Below are 7,745 nucleotides of genomic sequence, written 5' to 3'. Positions count from 1 at the left end.
GCTTTCGGCGTAGCCCTCAAACCCTCTACCGGGGCGGAGAAGCTGCCATGCGTAAGAAAGGAAAGACCACCGGGAATTTTTATACCGGTTGTTTTTTCTTTTTTATTATCTACCCAACCCACAATATACATGGGCGCTACTGCAGCACTATCGTAGTGGCCTTCCATGGCGGCCAGTTTGGCGGGTTGATATTTGCTTACATAATGCGCAGAGCGGTGCCCGGTAAAAAGCTGCATCAGCGCTGCAATGGCTGCTACGCCAAGCCCCACTTTGAACATGGCCTGCGCATGTTTTGCATGAAGATTTCTGAGAACGTACCAGGCGCCCACACTCATCACCAGGAAAGAGCCCGCGAGGAAAGAGCCGATGATCACATGCGAAAACCTGTCAACAGAAGACGGGTTCAGCACCATTTCCCAGAAATCGGTGACCACTGCGCGTGCCTGCAGGTCGTGGCCTTCTATGCGGTAGCCCGCCGGCGTTTGCTGCCAGGAATTGGCAATAACGATCCACAATGCGGAGAAGATCGAGCCCAGCGCCACCATACAGGTAGAAAAGAAATGGACGCCTTTGTGAACACGGTTCCATCCAAATAGTAATACCCCAAGGAAGGCCGACTCCATGGCAAAGGCAAAAATACCTTCCGCTGCCAGCGCGCTTCCAAAAATGTCGCCTACATAATGTGAATAGGTAGCCCAGTTAGTGCCAAATTCAAATTCCATTACAATGCCTGTGGCTACACCGATCCCGAAGATCAATGCAAATATCTTAATCCAGAATCGTGTAATATCCTTATAAAGCGATAAGCCCGTTTTAAGGTACAAGCCCTCCATGATCACAAGGCATAGCCCCAGGCCTATGCTCAGCGGGGGATAGATGTAATGAAAGGCAATGGTAAACGCAAACTGTATCCTGGATAGTATTTCTACTGAAGGCATAATATTCAATTATTGATACAAAGGTAGCTGGTGAAGATATCCATGAAACTGATGTTTGTCATGTATTGATAAAAATATAATGTTATCATCACCTTAACAAGTTAATAACCCCGTTTTTCCACTTGTTTTCACTATCTTGAAACAATAATTTTAGTGTAATGGTTTACTTGGTATAACGTCCTGCTGAGGAGCAGGACGTTTATATGTCCGCTAATTTATTTCATTTCTATTACCACTTTCCCGAAATAATTGCCGCTGCCCATATACTTAAAGGCTTCCTGCGCCTGGCTTACAGGGAATACGCTGTCTATTACCGGGTGGATATCGTTTGTTTCCACAGCGGCGGCCAGCTCCTGGAAACTTTTCAGGCTGCCTACAGAATATCCCTGCAACCTGATATAGCTGCCTACTACTGTAAACAGGTCAAGCGGCAGCTGTGCGCCTGCAATAAAGCCCACCAGTCCTACAAAACCATTGAAGCCAACGGATTTCACGGAATTAACTATGGTGGCGGCGCCGGCAATATCTAAAGTAGCATGCACTCCTTCCCCGGCGGTGATACGTTTTACTTCTTCGTGCCAGTCGGGATACTTTTTATAATCGATCACTTCATGGGCGCCGAGGTCTTTTAATTTTTTCAGTTTGTCCGGATGACTGCTGGTGGCAATCACTTTAGCGCCTGCTGCCAGTGCTATCTGCATGGCAAAGAGGGATACGCCGCCGGTGCCTTGTGTGAGCACTGTTTGCCCCGCTTTAATGCCTGCGTAGCTCATGAGGCCCGTCCATGCGGTAACGCCGGCAACCGGTAGCGTAGCGGCTTCCACGCTGGTTAAGTTGGCTGGTGTGCGTACCAGTGCATATTCTGGGATCACGGCATATTCTGCCAGCAGGCCGGGCGTGCTAACGCCTGTTCTGATATGGTTGGTAGCCGGGGTGGCATATCCATGCTGCCAGAGCTGGTTGTAGTGAATAGCTACCCGGTCGCCGGGTTGCCATAGCGTTACCTTATCGCCTGTAGCGGCCACCACGCCGGCTCCATCGGAAGTGGGAATGCGTGGCAGTGGCAGTTCCTTACTGTAGGTACCGGTGGCGAGCGCCACATCGAGGTAATTGAGCGCTGCCGCTTCAATTTTTACCAGCACTTCACCGGGACCTGGCGTGGGAGTGGGTACTTCTTTCAGTTGTAAACTTTCCAGTCCGAATGCTACCTGTTGTATTGCTTTCATAAGAACTATTTTTTTCTTTCACAAAATTGGTCCCTAACTTCATATCAGACAAGTATGCACCATTTGGGAATGTAGATACCAGACAGATACTATTGCTGATAATCAATGTGAAAAAAATGAAGAAATCCGGAAAAAATATTCATGCTGATACCGTTTGCGCAGTAGATTATGCTTTTCAACGGATTGGCGGAAAGCATAAAGGACGTGTAATTTATCACCTGAGGAACGGGATCAAAAGATATGGAGAGCTACGCAGGCTCCTTACAGGCATAACGCCTAAAATGCTGACGCAGGTATTACGGGAACTGGAAGATGATGACCTGGTATCCCGGCATGTATACCTGGAAGTACCGCCACGCGTGGAATACCAGCTAACGCCTACAGGCAGGGAGCTGCTGCCCTTCATCACCTTGCTAAGCGAGTGGGGGCGCAAACAGATGGGAATGGCGCCGCTGTGCGAAGAACCGCCTTCGGCGGTGGTAAATTGTCTTGGAGCATGATTACGCTGATTATACTGATTTGTTTGATTTTTAGTTTTGGAATTTTATAAAATTATAAGGGAGATATAAGCGAATAGATCCGCTTATATCTCCCTTAAAAACAAAATCAGACAAATCAGTATAATCAGCGTAATCAGTGTTCCAAGACAATCGCCGAAGGCGATCCCTCCGCTCAGGACAACGCCGCCATTGACTCGAATTCCTGCTTCCTGTCGCGGTACTCTTCCATGGTGAAGTTGTATACCACGGAGTCGCGTTTGTTCTTATTCGCCACAAAGTGACAGGCATGAATATAAGGCTCTGCAATATTCAGTTTATCCAGCGGCGTTACTACCAGTAGCTGCAGGTTCAGCTGCCCGCAATACTCCATAAGATAGTGGCTCTTTTCAGGATCCAGTTTGCTGAAGGCTTCATCTACCGTGATGAAACGCAGGCTGCGGTGCTGGCGGTTGGCTTCATTGATACCAAACTGGTAGGCAATGGCAGCGCCCAGGATGGTGTAGGTGAATTGTGCTTTTTCCCCACCGGAAAGACTGGCAGTATCTTCATAATACTTGAACGCCTTATTATCCGCTACATAAAATTCTTTCGCACCAAAGTCGAGCCAGTTGCGCACATCTGTTACTTTGCGGCGCCAGGCTTCATTTTGCTGTAGTTCCGTGATGAGCAGTTTGATATTTTCAAACAGCTGATCGCCGTAAGCTTCATCTTTTTCGAGATGGTACTTATACGAATCAGGCACTGCGTTGCTGAGTTTCTCTTTGAAGTTGCGGATCTCCACATCGCGTACATGCCTGCATTCCAGCTGCAGATAAGTATCCGGGTTCTTATTGAAAGTGATGTTGCGCAGCGGTTCGTTCAGGTCTTCCATTACTTCGCGGATAAGATCTTCCTGTCCGTATATCCATGCCCGGTAGTTGGTGATGGCATTGAGCATACTGGTGTCCATATACTTGCGGAACCGTTCCTTGTGCTCAATGAGCCGCTGGAACTTAATGCGCTCATACAGTGAGGTAAATTCATCCAGGTACTTTACATGCGGCTGGAGGTCAGTAACATCGCCCAACCAGTCGGGGAAGGTGTCGTGAATGGCTTTGGGCGGCATTACAAAGGCTGCCAGCTGCCGGGTGATTTCCGCTTCTTTTTCCGCAGAGAGGCGCATCGCGTCGTGCAGGGTGGCCTGCATATTATCATTGGCCCGTTTACGGTAGGCTGCCAGTTCTATGGTGGTTTCGGCCGGTTCGGTCAGCGACAGGTCGGAAAGATATTCCAGCACGTATTGAAGAGAAATATCGTCCAGTTTATTCACCTTCAGCTGGTTGAAATGGCGTAGTTTTTCCGCAGCTTTATCATCCAGGCTGCCTTTCTGTTGCAGCGTTTTTTCTTTTTCTTTTTCTTTGTCCTGTATCTGCAGCACCACTTCGTCCAGCTGATCGCAGATCACCTGGTATTTATCGCTGGTTTTGAGCAGCGCCGCTTTTTCACGGGCAAAAGATTCAATAACGCCGGCATGGGTTTGCCAGTTGATTTCACTGTAGTTGCGCAGCGACAACAACGCATTCAGCAAAGCATTGATATTGCCGATGGCCTTCCTGCTGTCTTCCAGTTTTGAAATGCTGTGCTGCAGCGTTTCAATAATATTATTGCATTCGTCCTGCTGTTCTTTTAACAGGCGTAGTTTGTTTTTATTGTTCCATCCCAGCACATAATTGTTTTGCTGGGAACGATTGGGGCGGTCATCTTTTTCATGGCGTGTAGCCTGCCGCGTTAGTCCGTTGGAAGTAACCGCTTTCCGGCTGCGGTTAAACACTGTCATATCATCTGTACAGGTATAATCAAACTGGTCGAGCAGTTGGTTTTGCAGCCATTCCTTGAAGATAGTGCCTGGTTTGATCTCTATTTTTTGTAACAGGCTTTCCTTTTCGGAAGGCATGCGCAGCATGGTATAACTTTCGTCTTCTACTTTGTGGTATACAAGGCGGGTTTGCAGGTTGTTGGAGTTGATGTACCGGTTGATGTCCAGTATATATTCTTCCGGCACCAGGAGGCGCAAACCGAAGTTGTGCAGTACTTTTTCGATAGCATTTTCCCAATGAAGCTCCGCGTCTTTTACCCTGATCAGCTCCCCGGCAAAAGGCAGGTCGTCTTCCTGGATATCCAGCATATTTGCCAGCTGCTGACGGATACGGATCAGTTCATACGGAATATTATTTTTCCGGTGAAGGAAGGAATCTATTTCTTCTTCCAGCTTTGTTAGCTGTGATCTTTCTGCGGCCAGGCTGCTCTTATGATGAAAAATTTCTTCCTGTATCGTTTCAAGCTGTTTATCGTGCGCCGTTTTCATTTGTTCAGCGCCGGCAATATTTTCGTGGAATTGTTGCTCATCCGGGTTGGGAGCCAGTTCCAGCCGGTCTGTAAGCATATTGTATTCTTCCATCTTATTACGTTTGGCCTCCATGGCTTTTTGTTCGTAATGGATGGATTTTTCAATAGAGCGCAGTTGTTCATCCACGCTGTTATTCGCCTTTTGCGCTATCAGTTCATCTTTGCGCAGGTGAAGCGACTGGAGTTGTTCATTGATGCCGGTGAGACTGCGGGTAGTTGCCTGTTGTTCTTTTTGTAAAGATTCCAGTTCCCTTTCCAGGATATCTTTTTCCTGTTTATTGAACCAGGAAGGAAGGAGGTCCTGGAGCATTTGCAGTTCCCGGTTCCTGTCCTGCAGCTGTTGCCAGGCCGCACGGTTTTCAATGATGGGTTCCAGCAGTTTCAGCTGGGTTTCATCTTTCTGGATAGCGCGGTGACTGGTAAGCAAGCTATCATAGTTTTCGCGCAGTTTCAGGAATTCGCTTTCGCTGTCTGTTTCTTCCAGCATCTGGCCACGGATAAACGTGTTCAGATCCCCGAGCACTTTGATTCCAACGGTTTGGTTAAAGAGCGACAGAGCCTTTTCACTTCGAAGCCCGAAGATGTTGCTGAACAGGGCTGCGTATTCTTTAAAGCTGTCGGTGATTTCTGTTTTTGGAAACTCAAGGCGCAGCCTTTTTTTCCAGTCGCCTTTTACATCAAATTTCCCGCTACCGAAATGTTCGTTGATATTGAGTTTGTGCGGCGAAACAATGAACTGGCGTTTCATTTCACCGGAGTACCATCTTACCTGTGCCAGTGTGATCTGATGCATGGTGGCAGCGTTGTAAAAATAGGCCAGCAGTACAGAATAAGGATTGTTCTCCTTATGACGGAGCTGGTCTGTTTTTGATTGCTGGGATTCTTCAGAGAATGTTTTACCATAGTAGCCCCAGAAGTAGGATTCCTCTCCCCTGTCGCGGCGTTGCTCTGTACCGGACGACTGGTTATAGAACCTTTTGCCCGATGGTACCAGCAATGTGAGCAGCGCATCGATCAAAGTAGTTTTACCGCTACCGTTTGCGCCGGTGAGCAGGGAAGTATTTCCGTTGGTATTAACGCGATATATTTTGTTGTGAAAAGTGCCCCAGTTGTATATTTCAAAATATTGCAACCGGAATCCACTTTCTTTTGAATCACTATTGAACAGGGTGGACATGCAGTTTTAATTTTGATTTTATTTCTTCCAGTTTCTCGTTATTCACCAGTGCTTTGATGATCCTTTTTACCTCGTATTGATGCATTTCCTTGTTGGCAGCGTCCTCCCGGGTAGTTTTCAGCACGCCTACATTTAAGAGGCTGTTAATCGGTTTGTTGAGATCTTTCAGCAGTTTTGATTTGTTGTGTCGTTCTTTGAAGAAGAGTGCAAGTCTTTCCTTGATTTCTTTCTGCGTCATAAAAAGACGGGTGCCATTGCCCTGGATATCGAATTCATCGAGGGCTTCGCGGAGCACTATGCATAGCAGGGTGGCTTCGTAAGTGAGCCTGGTTTTGCGCATGAGGCGTGGCAACGGCTTATCAGTGGTATCATCTGTTTCGGGTTGTACGATACGTGCAAACCCGTCGGATTCATTTACCACCAGTTGCAGGCCTGTTTGCTGCAGGTATTTGCTGAGCTCTGTTTGCCATCCCAGCAGGTCTTTCCAGTAAGATTTATCTTCTTCGTATACAGGTCCCTGCATGAGTTTTAGAAACACGTGTGCAAAGGGAGATATATTTTTCTCGGCCATGATATTAGTTTTGTGAATTTGTGAACAGTACCATCGGCATATTGATGGTACGGTTGCCCAGTGTTACCGGATCCGGGGTTTCCAGGATAATGTGGTGGGCCGACTGGCTGGCGATGGAAAAATAGGTAATGAGCTCAGTGAGCCCTTTTTCGGCGCCATAAATTTCTACCAGTTCTTTCAGGCTAACCTGCTTTTTGTTTTCCAGTTGTGTGGAAATACGGTCTTCCAGCAGGGTACGGTCTATATTAAAATGGTTGAATAATGCGTTCAGGTCATTATCGTCAAACTCAGTGCCACCCATTCCTTCGGGGAATTCCACTTCGATGTTCGGCTTTTTCTCTTCCGCCATATCCCATCGGTCGAGGAGGTCTATTTCCGGATCGCTTTCTATCTCTATAAAAAATTCCTCGCCCGGAGGATTTTCCAGTGATTGAAAGGCCAGTTGCCTGATATCGTTGATCAGTTCCAGGGCTTTCCGGCGATCCGTGAGATTATTTTCACTGAGCACGCGGCTGAGTTTATCGCTCAGTTTTTTGTTGGCATCAATTACTTTTTTGCCGGAGGCGTGGAGGAATTGTTTGAGTTTTTTTAAGAAGCGGTCGTTTTTATATTCGATATTCCTTTCTTCAAGCAGGGTGTAGAGTTTTTCGATCATGTCGCGCATTTCCTCCTGCTTGTTTTCATCCATGAGGAATTGCCAGAAGGAATAAAAGCTTTTCCCCTGGTCTTTCTGGCGGAGGGCTTCGAATGAGTCGAGCGTATAAGCCAGCAGGGCGCCTTTGGCGATGTCTCTTTCGCTTTGCTTGCGGTAAATTTCCTGCGTGATCTGTTCAAAGTTTTGTTCCACTTCCTTGAAATCGCTCAGGAGCTCGCGCGACATACGGTTTACGTCGTAGAACCTTTCCTTGATCTGGGTATCGTCAAACACCTGTACTTTACCTGTGATGG

Annotated in this window: 6 protein-coding genes; 1 reads left to right on the top strand and 5 read right to left on the bottom strand. The window is 47.3% G+C overall.

Annotated elements, in window-relative coordinates; genetic code table 11:
- Together VIM72_RS07915 and VIM72_RS07910 are read right to left on the bottom strand one after the other, a co-directional pair.
- A partial coding sequence (locus VIM72_RS07915) for a cytochrome ubiquinol oxidase subunit I (protein ID WP_332002297.1) occupies window positions 1–938 on the bottom strand: 938 nt, incomplete at its 3' end.
- A gap of 215 nt (window positions 939–1,153) precedes the next feature.
- On the bottom strand, window positions 1,154–2,164 hold the full coding sequence (locus VIM72_RS07910) for an NAD(P)-dependent alcohol dehydrogenase (RefSeq protein ID WP_332002296.1): 1,011 nt from the start codon (window positions 2,162–2,164) through the stop codon (window positions 1,154–1,156).
- 116 nt (window positions 2,165–2,280) lie between these two features.
- On the opposite strand from VIM72_RS07910, the gene VIM72_RS07905 reads away from it, so the two are divergent.
- Complete coding sequence (locus VIM72_RS07905; protein ID WP_332002295.1) at window positions 2,281–2,664, top strand: helix-turn-helix domain-containing protein; 384 nt, start codon at window positions 2,281–2,283, stop codon at window positions 2,662–2,664.
- A gap of 172 nt (window positions 2,665–2,836) precedes the next feature.
- Here VIM72_RS07905 and VIM72_RS07900 read toward each other — a convergent pair whose 3' ends face one another.
- The 3 genes from VIM72_RS07900 to VIM72_RS07890 form a co-directional block, all read right to left on the bottom strand.
- The gene (locus VIM72_RS07900; RefSeq protein ID WP_332002294.1) at window positions 2,837–6,226 is read right to left on the bottom strand and encodes an ATP-binding protein; all 3,390 of its coding nucleotides are present in this window, start codon (window positions 6,224–6,226) and stop codon (window positions 2,837–2,839) included.
- Window positions 6,207–6,797 (bottom strand): DUF4194 domain-containing protein, encoded by a 591-nt coding sequence (locus VIM72_RS07895; RefSeq protein ID WP_332002293.1) that lies wholly within the window; start codon window positions 6,795–6,797, stop codon window positions 6,207–6,209. The genes VIM72_RS07900 and VIM72_RS07895 overlap by 20 nt, the downstream gene beginning before the upstream one ends.
- A 4-nt stretch (window positions 6,798–6,801) precedes the next feature.
- The coding region (locus VIM72_RS07890) for a DUF3375 family protein (RefSeq protein WP_332002292.1) at window positions 6,802–7,745 on the bottom strand (944 nt) is incomplete at its 5' end.

Source organism: Chitinophaga sp., assembly GCF_036569185.1.
Classification (GTDB): domain Bacteria; phylum Bacteroidota; class Bacteroidia; order Chitinophagales; family Chitinophagaceae; genus Chitinophaga.
Note: the sequence above shows the minus strand (reverse complement) of the source record. Positions and strands in the feature narration are given on the sequence as shown.